Source organism: Rufibacter radiotolerans, assembly GCF_001078055.1.
Taxonomy (GTDB): domain Bacteria; phylum Bacteroidota; class Bacteroidia; order Cytophagales; family Hymenobacteraceae; genus Nibribacter; species Nibribacter radiotolerans.
Genome location: NZ_CP010777.1, coordinates 615,133 through 641,456, shown reverse-complemented (window position 1 = coordinate 641,456; position 26,324 = coordinate 615,133). Strand labels below are relative to the sequence as shown.

General features: G+C 49.8%; 24 protein-coding genes. 15 read left to right on the top strand and 9 right to left on the bottom strand.

All coding sequences use genetic code 11. The features are described 5' to 3' along the window. Positions 1-39: 39 nt before the first annotated feature. The 5 genes from asnB to TH63_RS02675 form a co-directional block, all read right to left on the bottom strand. On the bottom strand, positions 40-1,947 hold the full coding sequence (asnB, locus tag TH63_RS02695; protein WP_048919573.1) for an asparagine synthase (glutamine-hydrolyzing): 1,908 nt from the start codon (positions 1,945-1,947) through the stop codon (positions 40-42). A gap of 420 nt (positions 1,948-2,367) precedes the next feature. Then, positions 2,368-4,167 (bottom strand): hypothetical protein, encoded by a 1,800-nt coding sequence (locus tag TH63_RS02690; protein WP_048919572.1) that lies wholly within the window; start codon positions 4,165-4,167, stop codon positions 2,368-2,370. 51 nt (positions 4,168-4,218) lie between these two features. Next, positions 4,219-5,145 (bottom strand): glycosyltransferase family 2 protein, encoded by a 927-nt coding sequence (locus tag TH63_RS02685; RefSeq protein WP_048919571.1) that lies wholly within the window; start codon positions 5,143-5,145, stop codon positions 4,219-4,221. Between the two features lie 118 nt (positions 5,146-5,263). Then, complete coding sequence (locus tag TH63_RS02680; protein ID WP_048919570.1) at positions 5,264-6,208, bottom strand: GNAT family protein; 945 nt, start codon at positions 6,206-6,208, stop codon at positions 5,264-5,266. Further along, a complete protein-coding gene (locus tag TH63_RS02675) occupies positions 6,193-6,627 on the bottom strand; it encodes a sugar 3,4-ketoisomerase (RefSeq protein WP_197088625.1) in 435 nt (144 codons plus the stop codon). The genes TH63_RS02680 and TH63_RS02675 overlap by 16 nt, the downstream gene beginning before the upstream one ends. A gap of 195 nt (positions 6,628-6,822) precedes the next feature. Here TH63_RS02675 and TH63_RS02670 point away from each other — a divergent pair, with 195 nt between their 5' ends. From TH63_RS02670 to TH63_RS02650, 5 genes are all read left to right on the top strand, one after another. Further along, positions 6,823-7,260: an ArsI/CadI family heavy metal resistance metalloenzyme gene (locus TH63_RS02670; RefSeq protein WP_048919569.1), complete on the top strand. Its 438-nt coding sequence runs from the start codon at positions 6,823-6,825 to the stop codon at positions 7,258-7,260. Between the two features lie 20 nt (positions 7,261-7,280). Continuing rightward, positions 7,281-7,790 (top strand): GNAT family N-acetyltransferase, encoded by a 510-nt coding sequence (locus TH63_RS02665; RefSeq protein WP_048919568.1) that lies wholly within the window; start codon positions 7,281-7,283, stop codon positions 7,788-7,790. An 82-nt stretch (positions 7,791-7,872) separates the two neighbouring features. Beyond that, positions 7,873-8,496 (top strand): RNA polymerase sigma factor SigZ, encoded by a 624-nt coding sequence (gene sigZ / locus TH63_RS02660; protein ID WP_048919567.1) that lies wholly within the window; start codon positions 7,873-7,875, stop codon positions 8,494-8,496. 240 nt (positions 8,497-8,736) lie between these two features. Further along, a complete protein-coding gene (locus TH63_RS02655) occupies positions 8,737-10,317 on the top strand; it encodes an NAD(P)/FAD-dependent oxidoreductase (RefSeq protein ID WP_048919566.1) in 1,581 nt (526 codons plus the stop codon). A gap of 11 nt (positions 10,318-10,328) precedes the next feature. Beyond that, positions 10,329-11,882 carry a hypothetical protein gene (locus TH63_RS02650; protein ID WP_048919565.1) on the top strand — a complete coding sequence of 518 codons (1,554 nt, stop codon included), beginning with the start codon at positions 10,329-10,331 and terminating at the stop codon, positions 11,880-11,882. Positions 11,883-12,010: 128 nt separating this feature from the next. On the opposite strand, the gene TH63_RS02645 is transcribed toward TH63_RS02650, so the two are convergent. From TH63_RS02645 to TH63_RS02635, 3 genes are all read right to left on the bottom strand, one after another. Further along, positions 12,011-14,092, bottom strand: a complete 2,082-nt coding sequence (locus tag TH63_RS02645) for a ComEA family DNA-binding protein (RefSeq protein ID WP_048919564.1) — start codon at positions 14,090-14,092, stop codon at positions 12,011-12,013. Next, positions 14,089-14,925, bottom strand: a complete 837-nt coding sequence (locus tag TH63_RS02640) for a PorV/PorQ family protein (protein WP_156180329.1) — start codon at positions 14,923-14,925, stop codon at positions 14,089-14,091. The genes TH63_RS02645 and TH63_RS02640 overlap by 4 nt, the downstream gene beginning before the upstream one ends. Before the next feature lie 407 nt (positions 14,926-15,332). Beyond that, complete coding sequence (locus TH63_RS02635; protein WP_048919562.1) at positions 15,333-17,639, bottom strand: S46 family peptidase; 2,307 nt, start codon at positions 17,637-17,639, stop codon at positions 15,333-15,335. Between the two features lie 69 nt (positions 17,640-17,708). Here TH63_RS02635 and yidD point away from each other — a divergent pair, with 69 nt between their 5' ends. The 7 genes from yidD (at position 17,709) to TH63_RS02595 (ending at position 22,421) form a co-directional block, all read left to right on the top strand. After that, a complete protein-coding gene (yidD, locus tag TH63_RS02630; protein ID WP_048919561.1) occupies positions 17,709-17,939 on the top strand; it encodes a membrane protein insertion efficiency factor YidD in 231 nt (76 codons plus the stop codon). A gap of 221 nt (positions 17,940-18,160) precedes the next feature. Then, entirely contained in the window at positions 18,161-18,574 is a 414-nt protein-coding gene (locus TH63_RS02625) for a hypothetical protein (RefSeq protein WP_048919560.1), read from the top strand. A 556-nt stretch (positions 18,575-19,130) separates the two neighbouring features. Further along, positions 19,131-19,505, top strand: a complete 375-nt coding sequence (locus TH63_RS02615) for a globin family protein (protein WP_048919558.1) — start codon at positions 19,131-19,133, stop codon at positions 19,503-19,505. A 4-nt stretch (positions 19,506-19,509) separates the two neighbouring features. Continuing rightward, entirely contained in the window at positions 19,510-19,905 is a 396-nt protein-coding gene (locus TH63_RS02610) for a hypothetical protein (RefSeq protein ID WP_048919557.1), read from the top strand. A 241-nt stretch (positions 19,906-20,146) separates the two neighbouring features. Next, positions 20,147-20,587: a nucleoside deaminase gene (locus TH63_RS02605; RefSeq protein WP_048919556.1), complete on the top strand. Its 441-nt coding sequence runs from the start codon at positions 20,147-20,149 to the stop codon at positions 20,585-20,587. Between the two features lie 215 nt (positions 20,588-20,802). Beyond that, positions 20,803-21,372, top strand: a complete 570-nt coding sequence (locus TH63_RS02600) for a metal-dependent hydrolase (RefSeq protein ID WP_048919555.1) — start codon at positions 20,803-20,805, stop codon at positions 21,370-21,372. A gap of 206 nt (positions 21,373-21,578) precedes the next feature. Beyond that, positions 21,579-22,421, top strand: coding sequence for a hypothetical protein (locus tag TH63_RS02595; RefSeq protein WP_197088624.1), 843 nt, complete (start codon positions 21,579-21,581; stop codon positions 22,419-22,421). 89 nt (positions 22,422-22,510) lie between these two features. Here the strand turns inward: TH63_RS02595 and lgt are convergent, their stop codons facing one another. Continuing rightward, the gene (lgt, locus tag TH63_RS02590; RefSeq protein ID WP_048919553.1) at positions 22,511-23,350 is read right to left on the bottom strand and encodes a prolipoprotein diacylglyceryl transferase; all 840 of its coding nucleotides are present in this window, start codon (positions 23,348-23,350) and stop codon (positions 22,511-22,513) included. 214 nt (positions 23,351-23,564) lie between these two features. Between lgt and TH63_RS02585 the strand changes: the two genes are divergently transcribed. The 3 genes from TH63_RS02585 (at position 23,565) to TH63_RS02575 (ending at position 26,132) form a co-directional block, all read left to right on the top strand. After that, on the top strand, positions 23,565-24,578 hold the full coding sequence (locus TH63_RS02585; protein WP_048919552.1) for an NAD(P)/FAD-dependent oxidoreductase: 1,014 nt from the start codon (positions 23,565-23,567) through the stop codon (positions 24,576-24,578). A gap of 4 nt (positions 24,579-24,582) precedes the next feature. Continuing rightward, positions 24,583-24,906 carry a 2Fe-2S iron-sulfur cluster-binding protein gene (locus tag TH63_RS02580; RefSeq protein ID WP_048919551.1) on the top strand — a complete coding sequence of 108 codons (324 nt, stop codon included), beginning with the start codon at positions 24,583-24,585 and terminating at the stop codon, positions 24,904-24,906. A 458-nt stretch (positions 24,907-25,364) separates the two neighbouring features. Next, entirely contained in the window at positions 25,365-26,132 is a 768-nt protein-coding gene (locus TH63_RS02575; protein WP_197088623.1) for a LuxR C-terminal-related transcriptional regulator, read from the top strand. Positions 26,133-26,324: the final 192 nt, after the last annotated feature.

Here is a 26,324-nt window from a genome sequence, read left to right as displayed (position 1 = left end):
TCTGTTTCTATTTGATTTCTCTGATTATATTCGGCCGTCTTAGGCCATCCACTTCTTCCACCAGTGCTGGAACACGACCAGAGCCCAGATGCGGGCATGCACGTCGCCGGGGTTCTTAGAGAACAGTTGCGCTTTCAGTCTCTGGATTTCCTTTACACTGAAAATTCCCTGTGCTTCCACGAAGGCATCTGATAACAGGTCATCCATGATCATGGGCCGCAGCTCGTTCTGGAACCATTTCAGGAGTGGCACTTCAAAGCCATGCTTGGGGCGTTTGTACAATTCCGGAGGGAGCATTCCCCTAAAGGCGTCCTGCACGATCTTCTTCTTCATGCCGCCGTCAATCTTGGAAGACTGAGGTAGGGAGAAGGCGAAGTTCACCACCTTATAGTCCAGGAATGGGGTACGTACCTCCAGGCTGTTTGCCATGGACATAAGGTCCACTTTAGTTAGCATGTCATTGGGTAATACCAACTGCATATCGGTGAGCAGCACCTCGTTAATATCACCTTTCTGTGACAGGTGGCTTAGGATCTTCTGGCGGCGTTTCTTGTAAACGTCTTTGGAAAGATTACGTTTGGATTTTCCGCTAAGCAGGGACCGGGCATCTTCCTCGGTGGCGAAGGAGGCCCAGCGCCAATACCGGTCTTTGGCCGAGAGGTTCATGCCCTCCCCGAAGCGCTGGAACTGCCTAACCCGGTTGCCCAAGGCGGAATTACGTGATTTGGGCATCATTTCCCAAAGCGGCAACAACGCGGCCACAGTCTCGGCTACAAAGCCCCCCTGCCGCACCTTATATTCGGCCATGTGTTTGTTATAGCCGGCGAAGAGTTCATCGGCCCCGTCGCCCGACAAGGCTACGGTCACTTTCTGGCGGGTGTAATAGCTCAGGATATTGACGGCCAGGGCCGAGGAATCAGCGAAAGGCTCGTCTATGTAATCAAGCGCCCGAAAAAGGTGCTCATAAAGGTCATTGTTGGTAAGTGAGAAAACCGTGTGGTTGGTTTTGTACTTCTCGGCCACCAGCTTGGCGTATTTGGTCTCGTCAAAGAACGGTTCGTCTTTATACCCGATAGAGAACGTGTTGAGTTGATCTGTATGGCGGGAGGCCAGGGCCACAATAGCGGAGGAATCAATACCACCGCTCAGGAAAGACCCCAAGGGCACATCGGCTATCATGCGGCGTTGCACGGCCCCGTCCAGCAACTCTACCAGCTTTTTCTGCTGCGCCTCATAAGAGAGGGGGTTGTTCTTAACCTTTTTCTCGTCGTAGGGGATTCTGTACCAACGCTTGTTATCTACTTTTCCTTTTTTATTGATCAGAAGGTAATGGCCGGGCATCAGTTTCTTCACCCCTTTGAAAATAGAGGCCGGACCCGGAATATAGTTCAGTTGCAGGTATTCATACAAAGAGGCATAGTCTAGTTTGCGGGGAATCCCGAAGGCAAGCAGGGACTTCATCTCAGAGGCAAATACCAATTTGTCTTCATCCTGAAATACCAACAATGGTTTCACTCCATATCGGTCGCGGGCCACAAAGAGCGTCTCTTCCTCTTTGTCATAAATAGCAAAGGCAAAGAAGCCGTTTAGCTTCTTCAGGAAAGATGGCCCTTCTTCTATGTACAGCTTCAGCAACACCTCGGTATCAGAGGTAGAGAAAAAGGAATAACCTTTCTCCTGCAGTTGCTTTTTGAGCTCCTGGTAATTAAAGATCTCGCCGTTGAAGACAATGGTATACCGTTGCGCCTCGTCAAACATGGGCTGACAGGCCACCTCACTTACGTCTATAATAGAAAGCCTCCGGTGCCCCAATCCTACCGCTCCATGGGTAAAATGGCCACCCGAGTCGGGACCGCGTAACTTAAGGGCCTCCGTAGATTTAGGTAAGTTTTGAATAGACTCTCGTCCTTCTGGGCTAAAAGCGTAGATTCCTGATATTCCGCACATATTGCCGCAAAGATACGCTTTATCCCCGATATGGTTTTAGGATATTACTAAACATACGTCTAAAAGGACTATAAAAACCTCAATTTTTAGCAGTATTTCTACAGAAATAACTCATTGACTACTTACACCTTATCAAAAAAACTTCCCCGTTTATTATGGTTTAACAAAACAAACTAACCAATTTTTAGCATGTGAAAAGGCCATTATGTATTGCCGGGTATTAAGGCCATTTTCCTAAAAATAGACCCAATCCAGTAAATTACATTCTAACTCCTTCCCATTTTTCAATTCTTATTAGGATTATATAGAAATTATGCAGGATAAGTCTACTACCAATCCCTGAAGAAATGTCAGCCATCCCTGCCAGCGTATTCCCTATGGATACCCAGACAGCCAGAAAAAGTGCTATTTTATTCTTTTTTAATTGGCTGGTTCCAAATAATAGACCAAGAAGTCTGGCAAGACATAAAGCGGTTTTTTCCCTTGAAAGGAGGTCAGGTATTTAGAGGTTTTGCTAATCCACACCACAGATATCCCATATTTTTGAATATTCTCCAGGATGGGTCTGTCAACCGGAAACAGTGGCTGCACTATCCTTGAAACTATTTTGCGGGGCCCGGGCTCTATTTTGTCAAGAGATTTTCTTTGCCCTGTTACATCATAGATAAAGAGGTACGTACGGTAGTCATTCGCCCTGGCGTACTCAGTTACATGAGTTGGGTAGAAGAACAAGAAAAATTGATCTTTTAAACTACTATTCTCATCTACAAACAGTCCTTTCAAAACTTTTCCCTCCCCTATCTTCTTTAACTTTTCTTCCAATACACCCTCATACGCTCTAGAAGTCTTTATTTGCCCAAATGGATAGGTATAGTCAGTGACCAGTAACATGATCACTAAACTAACTATGTATTTGCCTTGATCAATCAAACGAGCTAATACAAAAAAGAAGCTAACTGCTGCCAAGCCTACCCCTACGCTCGTGAACTGGTACGCATCTACTGAAAGGTTTTGAAAAACCCCGAAAAGCACATGATAAACTACAAAGCAAAGGAGCAACCAATATCCTACATCCCTTACCCACAATCTTTTTGTAAGAGCGGGATAATTGTTTAAAAGTAGAAAAGATAGAAGCACCTTAAATTGGTACGACAAAAAGGCTATTAAGAAAATTCTGAAAATCCTTTTAGCCGGTGCGTCACCTATTATCGTTTGAAATGTCTCTAGCAGACTCAAAGTCATATACTTGTCCATTACCCTTTCCTTAAAAAGAAGAAAGAACAAGGGGTAGGCAACTACATAAGCCCCAAACAAATAGAGAGTCCGCTTTTCTATCTTATCAAAAAACAAAAGCAAATACAGGCCTGCCGCCGGAAGAAATAACACATTCTCTATACCTGCAATTAATAGGAAGCCACAGGCTGCATCATATTGTTTATCATAGAGAAGCTTTGCGATCAGGATCAGAAAAGGCAATAAAACTATGGCCCGCAGGTCTGCGACGGCATGTGGAGGAAAAATCCATCTTAAGCCCAGCACCAAAAAACCAAAGACTATAAAAACGCCCAGCAGTTTTCTCTTATAGGTATCTAGTTTATCAGCGTAGATAGAATAGATGGTTAAAACACATAGTGTTTTCAATAAGGGGAAGACAAAATAAAACAGCACCAGGTCACTGTTGGCATTGTGCACTGTCTTGAAGAGACTGGCTAACCAGAATTCTGCGAAATGGTAAAGCGAAACCCCTGTAAAGCCTTTCAGAACCGCTTCTACACTGATTGTCTCTACTCCTTCATAGTACAATAAACTAACTATATGGCTGTATATGTACCTTTCACCGTCGTCTCCATGCAGGTGTTTTAGGTAGTCCAAAGGATGTGCAAACACATCCAGTTGAAAATTGACCTGAATGAAGAATACCAAAACATAGGTACCTGCCAATACCAACCCAAAACGTAGTTTGCCAAATGGGTTTTGGGCCTTCTCCAGAGTGAATTTTTTCCTAAAAAAAACAATGACCAGTAAAAGCAAGACCAGGATGGTGATCATGGCGGTTTTGATTATAGCATAAACCGAGACCGCTAAAAGAATTCCAACCCAGAGGTTGATAACATTTTGTAAAAATCCGATACCTCTGGTAAGCCGGCCCTCTATGAACACAGAACCAACCAGGTAAAAAGCTAAGGAAAGAATTACCCCTATTAAAAGAATAGCATACATGAGAATGACTTTAGGGCAACACCAGGGTTAGGATAAATAGAGTAGAAGGGCTTAAGAAACACTTTCTACTATATACATAGGTCTCTTCCTGGAGGCTTCTAAGGTTCGCCAGACATACTCCCCTATTACTCCCAGAGCAATCATTTGGAAAGAAGAGACGAATAATAAGACAACCATTAAAGCTGTCCAACCCTCCACTGCAACCTGACCTGTTGCTTTCGCCAATAAAACGAAAACCCCATATAGAAAAGCGATCAAACCCATTACTAAGCCTGTAACCGAGATGGCCCTGATGGGATAAAAAGAAAAAGCTAAAACAGAGTCCAGGAAAAGCTTCACCTTTTTCCAGAAGGTCCATTTTGAGGTACCAACGGTTCTTCTGCCCCTGCTATAAGGGATATTCACGTATTCATACCCTAACCAGGCCATAAGGTACATCACATTACTGTTTCCTTCTTTCAGTTTTAGAACTTCTTCTCTTACCGCCCTGTCAAATAATACATAATCAAATCCTCCTTTGGGGAGGTTCTGGAAAGCCATTTTTCTCATAAGGGAATGAAAAACCCTGGATAAAAACTTCTTCAAAACGGGCTCATCCCTTTCCTGCCGGCTACCAATTACCAGTTTGAAACCCTGCCGCCAGTAGCTCAGCATCTTAACCATGAGCTCTGGGGGGTCCTGCAGATCTGCGGATATGATAACGGAGCAGTCGCCGGTGGCATATTCCATTCCAGCAATAATGGCGTTGTAGGAGCCGACATTACCAGCCAATTTCACTACTTTCACTTTATCTGGGTATAATTCCTTGGCTTTAAGGAGCTCCTGGAAGGTATTGTCTTTAGAGCCATCATCCACAAACACGTATTCAAACTGCACCTCTGGGGGGAAGAGTGTTTCATTGGCCGTTAATTCCCGAATGGTCACAGGAATATTCTGCTCATTAAAATAACAGGGAATTATGACGGAAAGGGTTGGCATTGTATTTAAAGGTCTTTTACAAATTTTTTAATACTGCATGGGAATCGGCATAGCAAAGCATAGGCAACCCATTCGCTCACTCCTCAGCTAAAAATCCTTGCCATAAACGGAATGGAGGCTAATGAGAACTAAAAGCCAGCAGGTGATAGGCCTGCCCAAACCGGAAGTTCAATTTCTCACAGGTTCTAATGGCCGCTTTGTTAGTGGCTTGGGTAGGATAGATGAGATAGGCGACTTGGTTTTCCTTCGCAAACCAGATTGCCTCAGAGAGCAACTTCACTAACCAGCCTCTATTCTCCTCGCCTACGGCCGCCAAGCCTATTTTGGCAAAGGTCAGGGTTTCTTTTGTAAAAACGGCAGGGGTCAGGTTAATGGCAATGAAGGAGGAGACCGGCAGCCCCTTTTGATCAGGCACCAACACTTGGTCACAATACCCGTTTACCGCCGATGCCGCATAGGTAGCCAGGTACTTATCTGCCTCCTGTCCTGAGAAAGCATAATCTGCATGCAAGCGGTCAAAATTGTTTCGGCAGGTGGCCGCTACACTGGAAAGAACCGGTATATCTGCCGAAGTAGCAGGTCGCACCGCAAAGCGCTCCCCCGTAAAATCCTGCAAGTCTGTTTTATAGTAATGCAGCCTGGTTTCTACCATTTTAAATCCCGCCACATTCAGACACTGAATCAGAAAAATATCTTCTGCTGGAATTTCAGCGGTGCAGTAGCAATTACCCGCACCTAATACCTCCTGCCTGAAAGCCTGAATGGCTTCTATCAGCGCAGGGGCATTCTCAAGGCGGTATAACACTGTAAACAAGCGGTAACTGGTACGGCTAAAATAGTGACTGTCCCAGGGCAGGAATTCGTATAGGAACACAAAGTCCTCCCCCTGAATAGACACCTCGCGTTTGAATTTATTTTCTTCTGCCCCGTATTGGGCAATCCTTGGCACAAGTACTTCTTCATACTGCTCCTCCAGGCTTACCTCTTTCGCGAAGACATAGGGGCTGTAATAGACCAATTGGCTTTTACGGTAATCCAGTAAACCCTCTATGCCCGGTGCCATGTTTTTCTGAATTGGGCGTAGTCTCTAATATAATCCTCTTCTGTATAGCCAGTAGACGCCATCACCAGCTGAACAGCATTGGCAGAATACTGCATGGTATGCCAAACATTAGGGGGTATGTAAACCCCTTTGCCTGGCTCTTCCAACACAAATAACTGAATGGTGCCATTTGCCATTTCAGTGGTGACTAGAATACGGCCGGCTACAGCAACAATGACTTGTTGGGTGGTATAATGGGCATGGCGGCCCCGCACTATGCTTTCAGGCGTGCCGTAGGTCCAGAATACCCGCTTTACCTCAAACGGAATATGGTTGCTGTTCTCTGCCACGGAGATATAGCCTACCTCGGGTTCACCAATAACAGGGAAATCAATCAAATAAGGCATCTCTCCTGCAGGGTCTTGTTTACCAACCATCATTACTGCTTCGCTTGCTTTTTCTACGGTATTGGCGTTAGGTAGCAAGGTACCAAAAAACGGTCTACACTGAAATTAGATTTAAAGATTGGGTTAGATTCCAGCCTATTTTTAAAAGAAAGAGAAAATTTCTAAAATGCTGCGTCTTTTCCCGGGTCTGGCCGTCTTCGGTACAGAAACCAATTAAAGACCAAGGCCATGAAAAATTTCCATGTAAACATCAGAGTCAGCAACCTCTCAGAGTCTGTTGCTTTTTATTCAGCCCTTTTTGCCCAGGATCCTACCGTGCTCAAACCAGATTACGCCAAATGGATGCTGGAAGACCCGCGGGTAAATTTCGCTATTTCCACCAACGGTGCCACCAACGGTATTGAGCATTTGGGCATTCAGGCCGAGACCCCGGAAGAACTGCAGGAAGTGTACGCCCGCCTGGAGAAAGCCAAAGGGACCATCCGGCAGGAAGGAAACACGACCTGCTGCTACGCCCAATCCAACAAAGCCTGGATACAAGACCCACAGGGCGTAGAATGGGAAACATTTTATACATTTGGAGAGGCAGACACCTTTTACGGCAAACAGGAGGAAACTGCCTGCTGCAGCCCAGCCTGCTGCGCTCCTGCCACTGCCATTGTTTAAGCAAATTAATTCAACCACCCATGGAAACACTTACTTCCATTGATCTGGTACCGCTTTTAGCCACCCATTACCCAAGGGTAAAAGCTATCTATGAGCAAGGAATTGCTACCCAAAATGCGACCTTAGAAACTACTGCCCCAGACTGGGCCAAATGGGACCAGGGACACCTATCCCACAGCCGCTTAGTGGCCGTTTCCCCGGAGGGCGAAGTGGTAGGCTGGGCCGCCTTAAGCGCGGTCTCCGGGCGGTGCGTCTATGGCGGGGTGGCCGAGGTAAGCGTGTACCTGGACCCTGCCTACCAAGGCAGAGGGATAGGAAAAGCGCTGCTGGAGGCATTGATCACTGCCTCTGAAGCAAACGGAATCTGGACCCTGCAGGCAGGCATTCTAAAGGAGAATGAGGCCAGTGTGGCCTTGCACCAAAAATGTGGCTTTAGGTTAGTGGGCCTTCGGGAGCGAATAGGGCAGTTGAACGGCCAGTGGCGAGACACCTATCTTTTAGAGCGCCGCAGTGCGGTGGTAGGTGTGTGAGTTTTAAAATACAGTTTGCGTTTCAGGCCTGTTTTTGTAAAAACAGGCCTGAAACGCGTTATAGTTAAAAATGCTTTTACCTATGTCTGGAGAAACTTCTTCCTGCTCTTCTAAAGCGACCTGCAGCCCCAAGGATGATTCCGCCAATCCTTGCGAAGCAGTGGCACCCGTATTTCTTTCTTACCAGGATGCCCTGCAGGGTTTTATCAGGAAGCGGGTACTTAACCAGGCAGACGCCGAAGACCTGTCGCAGCAGGTATTGCTGAAGGTACACCGCCATTGTGAGTCCCTTCCGCAGGTAAAAAACGTGAAAGCCTGGCTGTATGAGATCTCCCGGAACGTAGTCAATGATTTTCACCGCTCCCGCCAGCGTGAAACCTACTTAACGGAAGACACTGACTTGGCCATGGCCCCTGCTGAGCAGAGCCCACTGCAGGAGTTGGAGAACTGCGTGGGGCCCCTACTCCAGTTACTGCCTCCTGAATATGCAGAACCTCTAAGGTTAAGCGACCTGGAAGGCTTACCCCAGCAGGAAATTGCCACCAAACTTGGCCTTTCCCTTTCGGGGGCAAAATCTCGCATTCAGCGCGGCCGGGAGAAGCTGAAGGCTGTTTTCCTGGAGTGCTGCGACTTTGAAATGGACCGGCAAGGAAAACTCATCAGCGTGGACATTAAACCAGATTGCCAGACGCTGAAAGCTTGCTGACCTGCCTCTGCTTTAAGCATTAACTGTTTTAGAGCTGTTTTCCTGAAAACGACCCTAAAACGGCTTCCTGGTTTATTAGCCAGAAAAGCCACCCATCTAGTAGCCAACCTTTCTCTGTTCCAGTCATTTCTGCCAGCCATGAAATTGGCCTTATTGCCAGAAGGGCGGTGTTTAAAGGCTTGATCCAATGGAAAATCAGTATTCTCCTGCTATCTTTGGAGTACGACTTTACTGGCCACTATGTCTTCACCCTCCACGGCTCTCATTATTGGGGCTGGTCCGGCTGGCCTTACGGCCGCTTTTGAATTTTTGCAGCAAACCCAGGTGCACCCCTATGTGGTGGAAGCCACTGACCGCATTGGCGGCATCTCGGCTACCATTAACTACAAAGGCAACCGCATGGACATTGGGGGCCATAGGTTCTTTTCCAAATCAGACAGGGTAATGGAATGGTGGCTTTCTATTCTTCCGCTGCAGTTGGAGCCAGGGCAAACAGTGGGCAACTTAGCGTATCAGGGCAAAATCCGGACGGTCCCGGCCACCTCCCCCACAGCTTCTCCTGCCTCTGATGATGTCATGTTACTACGTCAGCGACGGTCCCGCATCTTCTTCCGGCGGAAATTCTTTGACTACCCGCTTTCTTTCACGGTGGGCACCCTTACCCAATTAGGGCTGGGGTGGTCTACGAAGGCCGTTCTGAGTTACCTGAAACAGGTAGTAAAGCCTATCAAACATGAGAAAAACCTGGAGGATTTTTTCATAAACCGCTTTGGCGAACACCTGTACCGCACTTTTTTCAAGGCTTACACGGAGAAGGTTTGGGGCGTGCCCTGCAACCAGATTAGTGCCGAGTGGGGGGCTCAGCGCATTAAAGCCCTTTCTATCACGCAGGCGGTGAAGCACTTCCTGAAGCAGCAATTCTTCTCGCCCTCCGCAGACTTTATGCAGAAGAACGTACAGACGTCTTTGATTGAGCAGTTTCTGTACCCCAAGCTGGGCCCCGGGCACCTGTGGGAGGTGGTAACACGCAAAGTGCGCGAGCAAGGCGGTGAAGTGCATATGCAGCAAAAGGTAGTGGGGCTGGAGCTGAAAGAAAAAAGAATCATCTCTGCTACCATTCAGGACATGGTTTCTGGCGCTACCTACCAGATGAACCCTGACTACGTTATTTCCACCATGCCTATCCGGAGCCTGATACGTGCCCTGGGTGACGTGGTGCCTGCGGAGATAAAGGAAGTTTCTGAACACCTCCCCTACCGCAATTTTATCTCGGTTGGCCTGCTCCTAAACAAACTGGCCATTGAGGAAGCTGATCATGGCCTTATCCAGGACAACTGGATTTACATTCAGGAGCCCGATGTACAGGCGGGTCGTTTGCAGCTCTTCAACAACTGGAGCCCGTATCTGATAACCGAACCGGGCAAAGTATGGCTGGGCGTGGAGTATTTCTGCCAGGAGGAAGATGCCCTGTGGCAGATGCCAGACGAAGACTTGAAGCAACTGGCTATTGAGGAACTGGACCGACTGGGAATTATCTCTAAAGACCAGGTTTTAGATGGCACCGTGGTGAAAATGCCGAAAGCGTACCCTGCCTACTTTGGCTCCTATAATGAATTTCCGAAGGTGCAGGCCTACCTTGACCAAATTGAGAACCTGTTTCTGGTGGGCCGCAACGGCATGCACAAATACAATAACCAGGACCATTCTATGCTCACGGCAATGCTGGCGGTAGAGAACATCGCCCAGGGCCGCACCGATAAAACCAATATCTGGGAAGTGAACACGGAGCAGGATTACCACGAGCAGTCTAAATCCGTTTAACTCTTCTGCTCATGCGCTTTCTCTCCCGCGACAGTACGTTTGCCCTCTTCTTCACGGTGGTTTATGCCCTGCTGCTGGCCTGGTTTATGCCCTTCCATGAACTGTGGTTTGACGAGACCGAACCCTGGCTCCTGGCTCTCTACAGCAACTCCTACCCGGAGATGCTCTACAACAAACGCTACGAAGGCCACCCCAACCTTTGGTACAGCCTCTTGTACGGGCTCACCCACTTTACCCAAAACCTGAAGGCCCTCCAACTTACCCAGGCCACCTTTGCTACCGGCTTTGTGTACGTATTTCTGCGGCATGCCCCGTTTTCAAGGGTATTAAAGCTTTGCTTTTGCTTTGGGTATTATGGCTTGTTTGAGTACGGGATCATTAGCAGGCTGTATGCTCTGGAGATGCTTTCTTTGTTCCTGATCTGCACGCTTTACCCCAAACGGTTTTCGCATTGGTACCTTTATGTAGCCTTACTGGCCCTGCACGCCCAAACCAACTTGTTTGGTTTCTTTATGGCTGGGATATTAGGGCTCCTTCTGTTTTCTGAGGCTTTCCGGTTCTGGAAGAACTCGCTCAATTGGCTTCCTACCTCAGTAGTCCAGAAAACAGCAGGAATATTGATCTGGGGAGTTGCCTGCCTTTTCTCTTTCTGGAGCATGTTCCGCCCCAATGAAACCGACGGGTCCTTTTTCAACTTTTTTCACCTCTACTATTTCTGGCAGGCGGCAGCCCGGCCCTGGCAGGCATTTTTCCCTCTCCCAAATTTCAACGTATTTTTCTGGAACACCTCTTTCCTGCAAACCAGGATGGAAATTCCGCTTTCCGTTTTATTGCTGCTGCTGGTCTCTGCCAGTCTCTACCCTGTGAAACGCCTATTACTAGGCCTTATCTTATTGTGTTCGGCTTTACTTTTCCTTTTTACCTTTAAAATGGAAGGTAGCATGCGCCACCACGGCCATTTTTTCATTTTCAGTATTGTTCTACTGTGGCTTAAAACGTATTACTACCCGACAGACAAACCATCTCTTAAGGCTGATTCTTTTATACAAAAATTTTCCTCCCTTCTGACTCCGGTTCTCCTGTTGGCTGGTGTGGTACAGGTAATAGCAGGCGCATTTGCCTTGTATATTGACTGGAAGAATCCTTTCTACGGCGGTAAAGAGGTAAACGAATTTTTAAAGACGGTACCCGCTACCTCGGTGATAGCTACTGCTGAAGTAGTGACCACGTCTAACGTCACGGCCTATTATGGCAAACAGATTTACAATTTGCCTACTGGCAATTACCGCAGCTTCTACACCCTGGACCATAATGACGCCAATGATTTAAGGCCTTATATTCTATTGGACTGGGCGCTGGCCCTGGCGCAGCAAAAAAATGCTCCGGTAATATTGATCTGCCGGACTGAGTTGCCCTATCAATGGGCCTCTTTCCCGGTAACCTATAAGGCTACGTTCAGGGGCAAGTACGTTAACCCATATGCGTTTTTCATTTATGAGATACAGCCATTCCAGCTTCCTAAGAAGACCATGATGGCAGAGTACCCAGTTTCGCTGAAGCCGTAAAAATCGCCCTCTAGCAAATGGCAAGATTTGAGCCTTTGTAATTTCCATCTTTATCCAATCCCCTGTGTGGCGCTTCCGCTGACAGATTAAGCGCGGTATCATTTCCAGCCAGTTTTCCTGAAAACACCCTAAAACCGGTACCGCGCCTGCACCCGCACGTCAGTGCGCCGTGGGCCGTTGATCTGCTCCAGGCCGGTACTCACTGTACTCTGCCCGCGGTAATGGGTATGGCTGAGCTTGACCCAGAAATCCAGGCTTCGGGTGAGGCGTTGCTGGGCCAGCAGGTAGACATGCGTGCCGCGGCCGGAGAACGCCGGAATGGAGAAGGCGTAGGGCACGTCCTGCTCAGGAGCATAGATACGGGTATCATAGTCATCGATGTCAAAGAGGGCGTAGCGGGCGCTGAGGCGAGTGTAGTTGTATTCCCAACTAGCATCCTGGGCCGTAAAATAGCCGGTGCGCGCCGGGCCGCTTTGCTGAAACTGGCTGGCCTGCACCCTAGATCTCAGCCTTAGACTAGGCAGTGGGCTCACATCCAATAGCAGCAGAAAACGGTGGGCATTGGTCTCGGTTACCTGCGAAAGTGGCTCTCCTGCTATGCTTTCATTGCGGGCTTTGCGCTCATACTGGTACTGTCCGTAGAGCAGTGTGGTTTTGGAGGGCATGAATTGGAGGCGCAGCAGGTATTCCTCGCCGGAGGAGGGCGCGTCTATGCGGTACCGCAGCCATGGGAAAGAGAAGCGGTCATAGTAGCCGGTAAGCTGCCAACGGTTACCCAGTTTCAATTTCACGCCGGTGTATAGGCCACTTTCATTCTGGTTCGGGCTGCCTTCGCCAAACGCGGCCCCGTACAAGGTCTGGAAATTCCGGGCGTAGTACCGGTACACCAGGGCCACCTCTACTTTTTCTGACAGACTCACCAACACCCCATTTACAGTCCCCAGCCCGCCGTTCCCGGACCGGGCAGATTCCCCGAAGAAATTCAGGTTCTGCCACAGGTAGCTGTAGTGCAGGCCTACGGCGGTGTTCCTAGTCCCGCTAAAAGCGAAGAGGTTGTACGGCTCAGTGCGTTGCTGCAGCGTTAGATTAAAAGCGGTATGCACCGCCGTAAGCCCAATGCTATAGGTTTGGCTTGGGTTACGATACGTGATATTACCGCCCAGCACCTGTTCCCGCGCCCGTTGCCGGTTGGCCAGTTCCGTAGGCGTACGGTGTAGACCCGAGGTCTGGAGCCCTCCCAAGGTAAACAAGGTAGTATCTTCGGCCAGGTCCTCACCTAAAGAGGCATCTACCCGACGGCTGGACAGGAAAAGGGTAGATTCCAAGCCGCGCCAACGGTGAGTAGCCGCCCCACCCCTGAAGAAATTGCTTTCCAGCGAGGAAGTATGTGGCCGGATACCCAATTGGCTTCGCCGGATGGTGGTAATGGTCTCGCTGCCCTTGCCTACGCCCAGTCCGCTGGAAAGCAGCAGCCCCTGCCCAAACTGCAGTTGATAATCACCTAGGGCAATGGTCTTAAAAGCGCCGCGGTCATAGAGTTGGGCGTGCGCCGATAGAAAGTCAAAGCCATATTGCCGCTGGCCAGGGTTCCACGTGAAGGCCTCGCCAGCATCTTTCTCGGCGGTCACGCCAAAACTGAAATCTTTGGGCTGGCTGAGGCGGTACCGGAGCAGGTATTTATCTGGCGAGCCCAGATAGCGGGTCATAGAGCGGCCTTCGGGCGGGGTATAGCCGCGGCGTTGCTGCAGGGTACGGTCATAGCGGAGCAGAAGCGTGTGCGTATCGGCGTTCTTCAGGCGTTCCTGCCAGGTGCGCTGCCCTATTTGTCCCAGGGTTTGCACGGTCACGAAGGGCAACAACCGCCGGATGCTCAGCAAATCAAACCCCGGAATAGTCTGCAGTTCATACAGACTGATGAGACGGCCATTGTCCTGGATATGCTGGAGCAGCGCCGAAATCTGACCTTCAGAGAGGAGCCAGAGACTGCGGAGTTCCTCGCGGGAGGCACGGTTCAGGTCCAGGGGTTGCCGGTAGTACTGGAGCAGGTTTTCGTAGAGATCTTCATAGGCAATGGCGTTCTCATCATCCTGTTGCGCGAAGAGTTCCTGCACCATAAGCTCCACATCTATGGGCGGTCGTGCCACCTCCTGGGCAGCGACAAACTGTTTTAGGCCTAAAATCAGGAAAACGAGCCAGAAACGGGATCTCATGGTTGTTCCCGTTTTTGCAGCACATACCCCACCGACAGGTAATTACTCAAGCCTAACTGGTGCTGCGCGCCCACCGCATACGCCACCTGAAACTGCTTGAACGAAACCTCCACGCCCGCGGTGCCTGCTCTGGTGCCGGAGTTAAAGCCGGTCCGGAGCGTTAAGGCCGGTAAAACCTGGTATTCAATGCCGCCTTTCATGGCTACCGGATGTTCCAACTCTTTTTCGGCCTCGGCTACTAGCAAGACTTTGGTAGAGGCCTGGTAGCTTAACCCCATTTTCATGACGGTGGGCACGCGCTCGTCCTGGAACTCAGCTAGCTTGGCCTGGTTCAGGTTATAGATGTGCGCCCCAAACGTTAGCCCCGGCACTAACTCAGATTGCCCACCCAGGCTCAAGGCCACTGCCTTCCGGCTGCCCCACTCCTTCACCCGCACCTGCAGCAGATCTGCCTTCAGGCCCAGGCGTACTACCCCTAGTTGATGCGCCAACCCAATCCCTAGCCGTTGCTCATTATAATACTCACCACCAAACCGCTGGACGTCCAGGCCTACCGTGCCCCATCTACTGGAAGGCAGCACGGCCAGGAGCCCCACAGTGGTAAGTTCCTTTAAAGAGAAGCGGTTGTGGGCATAGGCCCCAAGGGCTGGTTCTTTAAGAGCCGCCATGCCCGCTGGGTTGTTACTGAGCGCCCATAAATCTGGCAAAGTAACGGCTGCACCGCCTAAGCCAATGGCTCTTGACCCCACGGCAGCGTTGTTGATTTGCCCCTTGCCCGGGAAGGAGCAAAAAAGAAGAATAAGAAGCAGGCTAACGCGTAGAAGATGCTGCATAGGCTAGGGGATTGGCCAACGCATGTACTACGGAGATTTATTTCTAAAGTATTAATTATAAGCGAATTATTTTAAGCAAAAGCATAGGAACCCCAAACACTGGCAAAGAACTTTTGATGCACCTACCATAGAAATGTTATGGCCTAGAACCAGCTGCTTTAGGCCCGTTTCCAAAAAAACAGGCCCGAAACGTGAAAACAGCTCAGACAGATGGCTCAAGGAATTAGTAGCTGCATCTTCACCCCACGCCCATCTGGAGATTGGCTGCCCTGCTGTGCCAAGACCGCTGACGCTAAATCTGCGCACAACATAATTCTAACACAAGGTACCCAAGGGTATAAAAAAACGCCCGATGCTAGGCACCGGGCGTTTTAGGGCTGTTTTTCAGAAAACAGGCTAAAAACAGATTAGCTCTTCTGCTTCTTCGTCTCTTTCTTGATTTTGGTCTCGTTGCCTTTCTTCTTGATCTTGATTTCGCCTTCTGGCGTTTCAATCTCCATTTTCCCATCCATTTTCACGTCATTGATGGAAGGGTTGAAGGTGGTGTTAGGGTTACCCTTGTCTACCAAGGTCATCTCGTTTACCAGGTGACCGGCACCAGCAAACTTGTCCATGATGAAGAGCACGTACTTGATGTCTACGTTGATGCAGCGCTTGTACTCAGGGTCAAACACCAGGTCGCCGGTCATGGCTTCCCAGTTGCCGTCAAAGGCCAGACCAATGAGTTCACCGCGGCCGTTGATCACCGGCGAGCCGGAGTTACCACCCGTAATGTCATTGTTGGTGATAAAGCCTACACGTAGTTCACCGTCCTGGCCGTAGCGGCCATAGTCTTTCTTGTTGTAAAGTTCCATCAATTTGGCCGGCACCACAAACTCTGGGTTAGACGGGTCTTCTTTCTCAGCGATGCCTTGCAGGGTGGTGTAGTACTTGTAGTTCACGCCATCACGGGGCTCATAGTCCTTTACGGTACCGTAGCTCAGGCGCAGGGTAGAGTTAGCGTCTGGATAGAACACCTTGTTGGGGTTCATCTCGCGCAGACCGGCCACGTACAGGCGATTGGCTCTGGCCAAAGAAGCGTTGTACTCGTTCAGTTTAGGCATGATGTTCTCTTGGTAGTTGGTCTGTACATTGCGCATGAACTTAAACGCGGGGTCCGCCTCCAGGGTCTTCAGAGAAGGGTTCGCCAGGAAGGCATTGGCTTTGGCCTCTGAAGCCAGGAAGGACTTGCTGTACACATCGGCGGCCCATTTCCTGAAGTCCCCTTTGTAAGTAGTGGTGAGGTCTTTGAAAATGGCGGCGTGCTGGGCTTTAGGAACGTCTGTGTAGTACATCTTCATCAGCTCGGCAAAGATCTTTTGGTCTGAAGATGGCACGTAGTTGGCGTAGAACTCTTTGTTCATGTCCTGGTAGCCTTTCACCAGTTGGTCCAGCTTGGTTTTATCTACCTTGCCTTCTTTGAGGTAATTGTAGAGCGGGGTGTACTGGTAGGCGTGTGAGATCAGCTGCGGAGCCAGAGCGGCTTCAGAACGGTAGATCGCCGACAGGTTATAGTCGCGCTGACCGGCGTAAGAGGCGTTGATGTCTGAAAGGGCGCTGCCGTAAAGGGCTTTGCGGTTGGCGTCGGCATCGGTCCAGGTCTGGAAGGCTTTCTCTTCAGAGGCTTTCTTGTCCAGGGTTTTCATACGCTTGATGCCCTCGTTCTGGCCAATGAAGTATTTGTAGTAGTTGCTGATGCTGGCGTAGTTAGAGGCCAGTTTCAGGCGGTCTGCGGGAGAGGCATCCATGGCTTCTTTCATAAGGGCCAGGCGGCGCTCACGCAGCTTAATGCGCATAGGGTTAGACTGGTCAACGGCCATGCCCAAACCAGAACCGGCCATAAAACGGGTAGTACGGCCCGGGAACCCGAACACCATGGAGAAGTCGCCTTCTTTCACAGGGCTCATGGAGATAGGCAGGTGGTGCTTAGGACGGTACGGTACGTTCTTCTCAGAGTAGGTGGCCGGCTTGCCGTCTGGCGCCATGTAAACCCTGAACATAGAGAAGTCGCCGGTGTGGCGGGGCCACATCCAGTTATCCGTATCGCCCCCGAATTTCCCGATGCTCTCTGGCGGCGTGCCCACCAGGCGCACGTCTGAGAAGCGATCGTACACAAACAGGTAGTACTCGTTGCCATTGAAGAAATCGCGCACGTAGCTCACGTACTGGCCGTTGTTTTTGGCGGCATCAGAAAGGGACTTCATGCGCTCACCCACCAGTTTGGTGCGTTCCTGCTCTGGGGTCTGCGGCGTAATGCCTTGCAACACCTGGCCGGTCACGTCTTCCATGCGCACCAGAATGTCTACAAACAGGCCGTCGTTTTTCTTCTCCTGCTCCTTTGTCATAGCCCACCAGCCGTTTTTCAGGATGTTGTCCTCGGGCGTGGAGTTGTTGGCGATGGCGTCATAGCCGCAGTGGTGGTTGGTCAGCAACAGGCCTTCCTTAGAGATGAACTCACCGGTACAGAAGCCGCCAAACTGCACAATGGCGTCCTTGAGGCTGGCGTTGTTCACGTTGTAGATTTCCTCGGCGGTGAGTTGCAGGCCTTGTTTCTGCATATCTACGTGGTTGAGGCGCTTTACCAGCAGCGGCAACCACATTCCCTCATCGGCGCGGGCGGTGAAACCAGAGGCTACCACCAGGGCCAGAAGTATAGTATAAACTTTTTTCAGCATTACGTGTGTTAGTTTGTTACCTGGCAAAGGTAATGATTTGTCACTTTTTTTCGCGATACTCGCCGCACTATGAATCTTTTGAATTGGCTTTTCAGGCAACTCTTTCTGGGCATTGTCTGGGTTTACCGCTACACTATTTCACCGCTTACTCCCGGCAGCTGCCGTTTCACGCCTACCTGTTCCGCCTTCGCGCAGCAGGCTATTGTAAAATACGGCCCTTTTAAAGGCGGCTGGATGGCTTTAAAGCGTATTGGCCGCTGCCACCCCTGGGGCGGACACGGCTATGACCCTGTTCCTTAGCTTTGCCTCCTGTCTCTCCCTCCCCTATCCAACTAGCGTTCGTAGTTTTAGCACTTATTCTGGAAAAAGAATAAAAGTAAGAGAGAACCAACTCTTTATTGTATTAATTTATTTAAAGTTTTTATAAAATTAACAATAATAAAATTGCTTTTGGCGCAAGGTTTGGTGATATTCGTCTTAGCAAAAGGCCAGTTATTCGTCGCACTAAAACCTAGAAAAAGATGGAAACCCAGCACACCGCTTCGCCGAAACACCTGCTTGAAATAGGGATCTCTGACCTACACCAGGAAAGCCAGACATGGCTGCAGGAAATTGAGTTCTGGGGGTTTGAGCTTAACTTTTACCAAAAGCTTCTGGAGAAAGTCACCCAAAAGGCTACCGCCGATGACAAAAGGCACGTGGACCATTTTCAGCAGCTGATCATCTATTACCAGGGAGAATTGCTTCCCCAATTCAAAAAGGAGGTGCGAAAGCATGAGGCATACCTCCAGAAACTTACCCAGGAAAAAGCCCCGTTTGACGACCAATTGTACCGTGAGGTACACCTGAAGCACAAACAGCAGATAGCCGCCTTCTCCAAGGACTTCAGCCAATACAAAGGAGACCTGTTCAGGTTTGCCGAGCGCTACATTTAACGCAGGTGGCGGAGGAATCAGGTAGGACGGTTGATCTGCCATAATGGTTTGATGGCTAAGGCACATGTTCTTTCTGTCCTACCCAAGCAAGGAGGTTACCGTAACTAAATGGTGATAATCTCAATTGCTAATATTTTAATTTTTAGGCTTAAAGGTGATAAGTATCATTTATTTTGTTTATATTTATTATCATCTTTACCTAAGTTAGCCTCCGCCTTTGGTAAGAAGGCCTTATTACAACACTCGTTTCCCCTACAAAAGTAGTGAGGGCTCCCTCTGCTATTTTTATATTCTGCTTCCCCTTTAACCAGCACTTGCTTCTTTAAAACGTCTGTCTGGTTGGTCTTCCTTCTTAGAGAGAAGCGTTTACGTAGCATAACCCAGAAGTATTTTCCTTAGGTGCTATCTGGTTCCTTTCCCCTGCGCTCCCGGGGTTGCCGAAAGCAATCACAAAGGTATGGCCGCTTTTAAGGGCCAATTAACATAGAGTTCCCGTTCCTGCCCTATTCCTGCTGTATCAAGAGTAGCGCGCCGTACCCTAAACCCTACGAATAGTATGCTGTCTACCACTTCCGTACCCGAAACCGATATCAGATCTGTGCAGGACATTGCGCTGCTGGTAAAAGCCTTTGAAGAGAAAGGCCGCCTCCACCACCTTATTCCACCTTCCGTGGAAAAGGAGATTGCGCAGAATGAACGGCTCATGCTCCACTTTTGGCGCTCTGTGCTGTTAGAGGCCTCGCCGTATCTGCACCACCCCCTCTCCAACTACGCGTTCCTGCATCTCCCCACCGCCCACATTGGCAGATGGATTCACCTGTTCTATGAGGCTTTGGAGGAAAACTTTAAAGGAAAGCTGGCCGAGGTGGCCAAGGCGAGGGCATCTATTCTGGCCAGGCTTACTTCCATTCACTTCCAAATCCCCACCTGAAACCATGACTGCAACTGTAAAACTGGAACAGGTTCTCAACGGACTTATAGAAGAAGAGGATATCAGGCAACTGGTGGAGTCTTTCTGTGAGGCGGTAGAGCATGACCCCTTGCGCGCCATCTATTGCCACCAGCTTCCTTTGCCTGAAAGAGACAAAATGATGGGCGGTCTTTTTGCCCTCTTCAGCTGGCTATTGTTAGGCAAAAGCGGCGAAATGCCGGAAAGCATCTATTCCTCCCTCAAGCTCTCGCACACCCACATTAGCCGGCAGTGGCAACGGCAGCTCCACCAGGCCATTGAGGAGCAGTTCACCGGCATTCTGGCCGAACTGGTCAAAGAAAAGTTTGCCGCCTTAGACCACAAAGGCAGCGTAGACATACCGCATGCCGGATTGGTGTAACACATCTCGTTTCTTCTCTAAACCCTTTTTGCGGGGTGCTGTTTTGGGGCCGTTTTCTGTAAAACGGCCCCAAAACAGCACCCCGCTCACTTTTACATTACCTGGCTACAAAGCTCCTATTTCTTGGTAACGGCTTCCCGCCGATATGCTTTCTGTAGCTCCCTTTATATCCCTTCCGGCCTTGGCCGCGTACGCATCTCATAGGTTCCTTTAAAGGAGGTATAACTTAAAACCCACACTAATGACAGATCAATTTATGCAGGCCGCGCTAGACGAGGCTAAAAAAGGATATGCAGAAGGAGGCATCCCCATTGGATCGGTGTTGGTGCACCAGGGCAAGATCATCGGCCGGGGCCACAACAAACGGGTACAGGAAGGCAGCGCCATTCTGCACGGCGAGATGGATGCCCTGGAGAACGCAGGCCGCCAACCGGCTTCTGTCTACCGCGAGTGCACCATCTACACTACCCTTTCCCCTTGTTCCATGTGTTCGGGTACCATTCTGCTGTATGGCATACCCAAGGTGGTGGTAGGCGAGAACAAAACCTTTCTGGGCGAGGAAGAACTGCTCCGGTCCCGGGGCGTGGACGTAACCGTGGTAGATGACCCGGAGTGCTACTCCCTCATGCAGCAGTTCATCCAGGAAAAGCCGGCCCTCTGGAACGAAGACATTGGGGTTTAACCCTTGGCAACGCGTTTTACGCCCGTTTTGGCCAAAACGGGCGTAAAACAGAGGCGCCGGCACTAGACCAAGTGCCGGCGCCTCTGTTTTAAGGACTTGGTTGAGGGGCAATTTCTTTACACAAAGCTCCCCTATCCTGCGTTTGTCTTTTCTGAAGTTGCTTGTTGCCCGAGAATGCCTTTACTTGCCAGCTAACCTTTAACGCAAAAGACAGAATGGCATCAGCATTCGCCCATGCCCTGGTGGCGGTGGCCTTGGGGAAAGGCGCCAATTTGAAAGGAAAGACCTTTAAACTTTTGGGCTTAGGGGCTTTCTGCACGGTGTTCCCAGATGCTGATGTGGTGATGTTTAAATTTGGGGTTCCTTACGAGCATTTTCTGGGGCACAGGGGCTTCTCCCATTCGCTGGTCTTTGCGTTGCTGCTGGGTCTGTTAGTGACGTTTCTTTTCTACCGGCGCACTTCTCTCTTTTCCGCCAGCGGATTTAAGTATGTGCTTTTCTTTTTCCTTTGCACTGCCTCTCACCCCCTCCTGGATGCCATGACCTCCGGCGGGCTGGGCGTGGCCATCTTCTCCCCTTTTGACAATACCCGGTACTTTCTCCCTTGGCGCCCCATCCAGGTTTCGCCTATTGGGGTAAAGAATTTCTTTAGCAGCCGGGGGGTAGCGGTACTCAAAAGTGAGTTTCTGTGGGTGGGGCTACCCTGCATGGTGTACCTGCTCCTGGTGTACCTGGTGCGGCAGAGAACTAAGCCCCAGGTCAACAACTCTACTGGCGGTAAGTAAAGAATTACAAGACCCTGGCCTGGCAAGCTGTTACTTTTATGCCTGGTTAAATGGCTTTTCTGTTTTAGGCCCGTTTTACTAAAAACAGCCTTAAAACGGAAGAAAAGGCGTAAATCACTTTTTTCTCAACCCCTTAGTTCCTGGTTTCGTTAAATAAAGTTCCGCCGCCTGCCGGCGAGTCTTTTACCCACTTTACAGGAACCAGAATGAAACATTTGTCTTTTACCAAACGGTGTGCTCTTTTGGCCTTACCCGTTGCGTTTGTCTTAAGCAGTAATGTGCCCGCCCTGGCACCCGCCGGACCTTTACGCCATCTGGCCCATCTGCCAGAGGCCATAGTTGAGAGTTCGGGGCTGGAACTAGCCGATGAGGCCAACACTTACTGGACCCACAATGACGCCGGCAACGGACCTGTGCTTTATAAGATCAACGAGAAGGGGAAACTGCTCAAACAAGTAACCGTCAGCGGCACCACCAACACCGATTGGGAAGACCTGGCCCAGGACACCAAAGGCTTTCTCTACATAGGAGACACGGGCAACAACAGCAACAAACGCCGCGACCTGCATATTTACAAAGTATCGCCTAAAAACGGGTTCAAGGTCCAGGAAATCCATTTCAAGTATGAAGACCAGCCCATTAGCGGCAAACTGGAAAAGCGGGACCGCAACTTTGACTGTGAGGCTTTTTTCTGGTATAACAGCAAGCTCTATCTGATCTCCAAAGACCGGGGCGCCTCTAGGTACGCCAAACTGTATGAACTGGAAGACACGCCCGGCACCCACACCGCCAAACTGTTGCGCAAGCAGGAACTCCCCGGCCTGGTCACCTCCGCTGACCTAAGCCCAGACGGACGCCACCTGGCAGTTCTGACCTATGGCAAGCTTTATCTGTACCCCGTCGCCAAAGGCACCAACCAGTTCTTCGGGCAGAAGCCCCAAGTGCTGGACCTGCCCAAGGTAGGCCAGGCAGAGGCGGTGCTCTTCAAAGACAACAGCAACCTGATCATCAGCAACGAAGAAGGGAACCTGTTCCAGTTTAGCCTGTAGCGCGCACCTCCTATAAAATTAACGGCCGGGCCCCGCTCTTAGTAAGAGCGGGGCCCGGCCGTTTTAAGAGTGTTTTTGGTAAAACAGGCCTAAACCGCCTTGCTGCTGGCTACCGTATTGGGCTGTCGGGGTTGCCTTAAAGAATAGATTAAAACGGCAATACCAATCAAGATCAACGGGATGCTCAGCCATTGGCCCATGTTCAAAGGCAGTTCGTCTTCAAACTTCTCCTGGTTCTCTTTGGTGAACTCAATCAGGAACCGGAAGGTGAAGAGCAGGGTCACAAACAGCCCAAACAGGAACCCTCTAATCTGGCCGGCCCCGCGCTTCCAGAGGGTGTACAGCATAATAAAGAGCACCAGGCAGAAAAGGCTTTCATACAACTGGCTGGGGTGCCGGGGATCCATATAGGCGGGCACGCCGTTGAACAGCTCATTGTTACGCACGAATTTAAAGGCCCAGGGCAGGTCTGAGGGTTTGCCAATGATCTCAGAGTTCATCAGGTTGCCTAACCTAATAAACATCCCGCCCACGGCCACCACTATCACAATGCGGTCCAGCACCCAGAGGTAATCAAACTTGTATTTGCGGCAGAACATATAGAGCGCCAATAGAATACCAATGGTACCGCCGTGGCTGGCCAGGCCGCCTTCCCAGATCTTGAGAATTTCCAGCGGGTTAGACAGGTAATACACCGGGTCATAGAAGAGGCAATGCCCCAGGCGGGCGCCAATCACGGTTCCCACAATCATGTACATGGTGAGAATGTCCACATCCTCGTCCTTGCGGCCGTCTTTGCGGTAGATGTATTTCTCAATGGGCTGGGTGGCCACAAAGGCCATGGCGAAGAGCAATCCGTACCAGCGAACGGTCACCGGACCTAAGGAAAAGATGTCGGGAGATACGTCCCAGGTGATATAGTTTAGCATGTAGTAACAGGTTAGAACGGCTAAAATTACGATTTAATCCAAAAGTGACAAGAATCAGTTTTGGTTCTGCGGCTTTGGAGGAAACACTTTAGGGTAAAAACGTGTTACTTTGCAGGCGCAAACGTCAAAGCTTTTGCCAAAGCAGGGCATTTGCCATTTTTTACGGGCCCACAGGCAGAAACCTGACCGCCCCTTTTTGCAACATTTACCTATTATGTCAACTGTAACTACTGATATCTGTATTATTGGCGCCGGGCCGGTGGGCTTGTTTGCGGTGTTTGAGGCAGGCTTGCTCAAGATGAAGTGCCACGTGATTGATGCCCTGCCCCAGGTGGGCGGTCAGCTTTCTGAGATTTACCCCAAGAAACCTATCTATGATATCCCGGGCTTCCCTTTCATTCTGGCCGGCGAGTTGGTGACCAATTTAATGGAGCAGATCAAGCCTTTCCACCCCACCTTTACCTTAGGCGAGCGCGTGGAAACACTGGACAAACAGGAAGACGGCTCCTTTAGGGTGGTTTCTTCTGAAGGCACCGAGATTTTCTGCAAGGTGGTGGTGATTGCCGGCGGCCTGGGTTCCTTTGAGCCCCGCAAACCGGCCATTGAAAACCTAACCGACTACGAAGGCGGCAAAGGCGTGAACTACATGATCCTGGACCCTGAGCATTACCGTGACAAGCGCGTGGTGCTGGCCGGCGGCGGAGACTCTGCCCTGGACTGGGCCATTTTCCTAGCCGACGTAGCCAAAGAACTCACCTTAGTGCACCGCGGCACTACCTTCAGGGGCGCGCCGGAATCGGCGGCCCGCGTGACTAGCCTCTCTGAAGAGGGCCACATGAACCTGCTCCTGAAAGCCAACGTGACCGAAGTGCACGGAGACGGCCAGTTGAGCGCCGTGACCATTGTGCCAGATGGAGCAGAGCCATATACTCTGGAAACCGATTACTTTATCCCGCTTTTCGGGTTGGTGCCTAAACTGGGCCCCTTGGAGAACTGGGGCCTGGAGCTGGAGAAATCTGCTATTGTGGTGAACACCGTAGACTACAGCACTAATATAGAAGGCGTTTACGCCATTGGCGATATCAACACCTACCCGGGTAAGCTGAAACTGATCCTTTGCGGTTTCCATGAGGCGGCCCTCATGGCCCAGAGCGCCTACTCGCTTATTTACCCAGATAAGAAATTCGTTTTGAAATACACTACCGTGAACGGAGTGCCCACCATGTAAGGCCATGCAAGAAGATATCACTGTTTATGTAGAAACCGAAGCCGGAGAAAAGGTGGCTCTCTCTCTGCCCACCGACATGGGTCTGAGCCTGATGGAGGCCTTAAAAGCCCATGAGCTGGAAATTATGGCCACTTGCGGCGGTATGGCCCTGTGCGCCACCTGCCACGTGGAACTTATGGAATCTCCTGAATTGCCCGAGCCGTCTGATGACGAATTGTATATGCTGGAGAACCTGCCTAACCTGCGGGCTGGCAGCCGCCTCTCCTGCCAGATCAAAGTCACCCCAGACCTGGATGGGGCGGTGCTCAGGCTTATGGCCAACCACTAAGGCTAAGTTATGAAAATGAGAGTCCCGGCGGTAAGAAATTTACCACCGGGGCTTTTTCGTTTCGGGGCCGTTCTCCCTAAAATAATCCTAAACCATTTATTGCACCCTGCCTTTTCGGTTTATGCCAAAGGTGAGAATTATTGCTAAAACCGCTTACTATTTTTATATTAGTGGAACGGCTTTTGAAAACGAGTGGTGCAGAAAGGCTAAAAGTAGTAAGTATTTACCTTAAGCTTTCAAAACCTCCTCCGTATCAACGGCTTATCCATTAAAAGCTAAAAACTGCGCTGCGCTTGGGTTTACGCGAGAAACGGCAACTAAAATTTTTGCCTCTACTTTACATAAGAAACAGGAGCTCGACATGATAAAATTAACAATTAGAAATATTAAATATTTATAGAATTATCAAAACCCCTTTGGGCTATTTATACAAGAAAAGATACTAAAACTACCTACTAATGGATTTGATCATTTACGACGAAGCAAAGAAGATCTGGAAAGAAATCAACAAAGGCTCCTATATTCCTGCCTTAGAGCGTGAATTGGTCATCCATAAAAAATTGCTCAATGTTTTCCATGTAGGCGAGTACTATTATTTTATTTTCAACACCCAAGACGCTGCCGTTGAGTTTGTAAGTGATAATATGACCTCCATTTTAGGCTACCAGCCGGAAGAATTCACGGTCCCTACCATCATAAAGAAAATCCACCCAGAGGACCTGCCCTTCTTCCTTAACTTTGAGGCTACCGTGGTAGATTTCTTTAACCAACTGGAACCTGAGCAATGCATGAAGTACAAGGTGAGGTATGACTATAGGCTCCAAAAGGCAGATGGTCAGTATATCAGGATTCTTCAGCAGGCTATATGCATACAGGTAGGTGACACACCGGGCAGCTTTATGCGCAGCTTGGATTTGCACACAGACATTACGCACCTGAAGCCCGACGGCAACCCCATGCTTTCCTTTATTGGTTTAGACGGCGAACCCTCCTATATTGACGTGAAAACTAAGCAGGCTTTCTCTCCTCAGAAAGAAGTGTTGAGCAAACGGGAAAAGGAAATCCTGAGCATGATCATTGCCGGCAAACCCAGTCGCCTAATAAGCGAGGAATTACACATAAGTATGCACACTGTAAATACCCACCGTAAAAACATTCTGGCCAAAGCCCAGGTAGCCAGTTCTTCAGAATTAGTGGCCAAAGCCATTAAAGAAGGCTGGGTGTAGCCTGCAGGAATGGCTGCTGCTTTCTAACATAGTTCTTTTCTTCGCCGAGGCAAATTGGGCCTCTGCTTTCTTTGTCACTACCTTAGCCTAACATAGAGCTGGTATAGCTAATCTTTAAGATCTGGGGCAATTACCTGTGGCTACTCCAGCCTGTGCGCAGATGTGTTTCTAGCGCAGGCATTTACACTCCTT

What these genes read in the sequence shown, in the direction of transcription:
- TH63_RS02615 (WP_048919558.1), top strand. Translation starts at nt 19,131, where the DNA reads ATGCTGTCTACCACTTCCGTACCCGAAACCGATATCAGATCTGTGCAG.
- TH63_RS02600 (WP_048919555.1), top strand. Translation starts at nt 20,803, where the DNA reads ATGGCATCAGCATTCGCCCATGCCCTGGTGGCGGTGGCCTTGGGGAAA.
- TH63_RS02685 (WP_048919571.1), bottom strand. Translation starts at nt 5,145, where the DNA reads ATGCCAACCCTTTCCGTCATAATTCCCTGTTATTTTAATGAGCAGAAT.
- TH63_RS02575 (WP_197088623.1), top strand. Translation starts at nt 25,365, where the DNA reads ATGGATTTGATCATTTACGACGAAGCAAAGAAGATCTGGAAAGAAATC.
- TH63_RS02610 (WP_048919557.1), top strand. Translation starts at nt 19,510, where the DNA reads ATGACTGCAACTGTAAAACTGGAACAGGTTCTCAACGGACTTATAGAA.
- TH63_RS02690 (WP_048919572.1), bottom strand. Translation starts at nt 4,167, where the DNA reads ATGTATGCTATTCTTTTAATAGGGGTAATTCTTTCCTTAGCTTTTTAC.
- TH63_RS02665 (WP_048919568.1), top strand. Translation starts at nt 7,281, where the DNA reads ATGGAAACACTTACTTCCATTGATCTGGTACCGCTTTTAGCCACCCAT.
- TH63_RS02585 (WP_048919552.1), top strand. Translation starts at nt 23,565, where the DNA reads ATGTCAACTGTAACTACTGATATCTGTATTATTGGCGCCGGGCCGGTG.
- lgt (WP_048919553.1), bottom strand. Translation starts at nt 23,350, where the DNA reads ATGCTAAACTATATCACCTGGGACGTATCTCCCGACATCTTTTCCTTA.
- TH63_RS02645 (WP_048919564.1), bottom strand. Translation starts at nt 14,092, where the DNA reads ATGAGATCCCGTTTCTGGCTCGTTTTCCTGATTTTAGGCCTAAAACAG.
- TH63_RS02605 (WP_048919556.1), top strand. Translation starts at nt 20,147, where the DNA reads ATGACAGATCAATTTATGCAGGCCGCGCTAGACGAGGCTAAAAAAGGA.
- TH63_RS02675 (WP_197088625.1), bottom strand. Translation starts at nt 6,627, where the DNA reads ATGATGGTTGGTAAACAAGACCCTGCAGGAGAGATGCCTTATTTGATT.
- TH63_RS02670 (WP_048919569.1), top strand. Translation starts at nt 6,823, where the DNA reads ATGAAAAATTTCCATGTAAACATCAGAGTCAGCAACCTCTCAGAGTCT.
- TH63_RS02635 (WP_048919562.1), bottom strand. Translation starts at nt 17,639, where the DNA reads ATGCTGAAAAAAGTTTATACTATACTTCTGGCCCTGGTGGTAGCCTCT.
- TH63_RS02640 (WP_156180329.1), bottom strand. Translation starts at nt 14,925, where the DNA reads ATGCAGCATCTTCTACGCGTTAGCCTGCTTCTTATTCTTCTTTTTTGC.
- TH63_RS02650 (WP_048919565.1), top strand. Translation starts at nt 10,329, where the DNA reads ATGCGCTTTCTCTCCCGCGACAGTACGTTTGCCCTCTTCTTCACGGTG.
- TH63_RS02595 (WP_197088624.1), top strand. Translation starts at nt 21,579, where the DNA reads ATGAAACATTTGTCTTTTACCAAACGGTGTGCTCTTTTGGCCTTACCC.
- TH63_RS02625 (WP_048919560.1), top strand. Translation starts at nt 18,161, where the DNA reads ATGGAAACCCAGCACACCGCTTCGCCGAAACACCTGCTTGAAATAGGG.
- TH63_RS02680 (WP_048919570.1), bottom strand. Translation starts at nt 6,208, where the DNA reads ATGGCACCGGGCATAGAGGGTTTACTGGATTACCGTAAAAGCCAATTG.
- asnB (WP_048919573.1), bottom strand. Translation starts at nt 1,947, where the DNA reads ATGTGCGGAATATCAGGAATCTACGCTTTTAGCCCAGAAGGACGAGAG.
- TH63_RS02580 (WP_048919551.1), top strand. Translation starts at nt 24,583, where the DNA reads ATGCAAGAAGATATCACTGTTTATGTAGAAACCGAAGCCGGAGAAAAG.
- sigZ (WP_048919567.1), top strand. Translation starts at nt 7,873, where the DNA reads ATGTCTGGAGAAACTTCTTCCTGCTCTTCTAAAGCGACCTGCAGCCCC.
- TH63_RS02655 (WP_048919566.1), top strand. Translation starts at nt 8,737, where the DNA reads ATGTCTTCACCCTCCACGGCTCTCATTATTGGGGCTGGTCCGGCTGGC.
- yidD (WP_048919561.1), top strand. Translation starts at nt 17,709, where the DNA reads ATGAATCTTTTGAATTGGCTTTTCAGGCAACTCTTTCTGGGCATTGTC.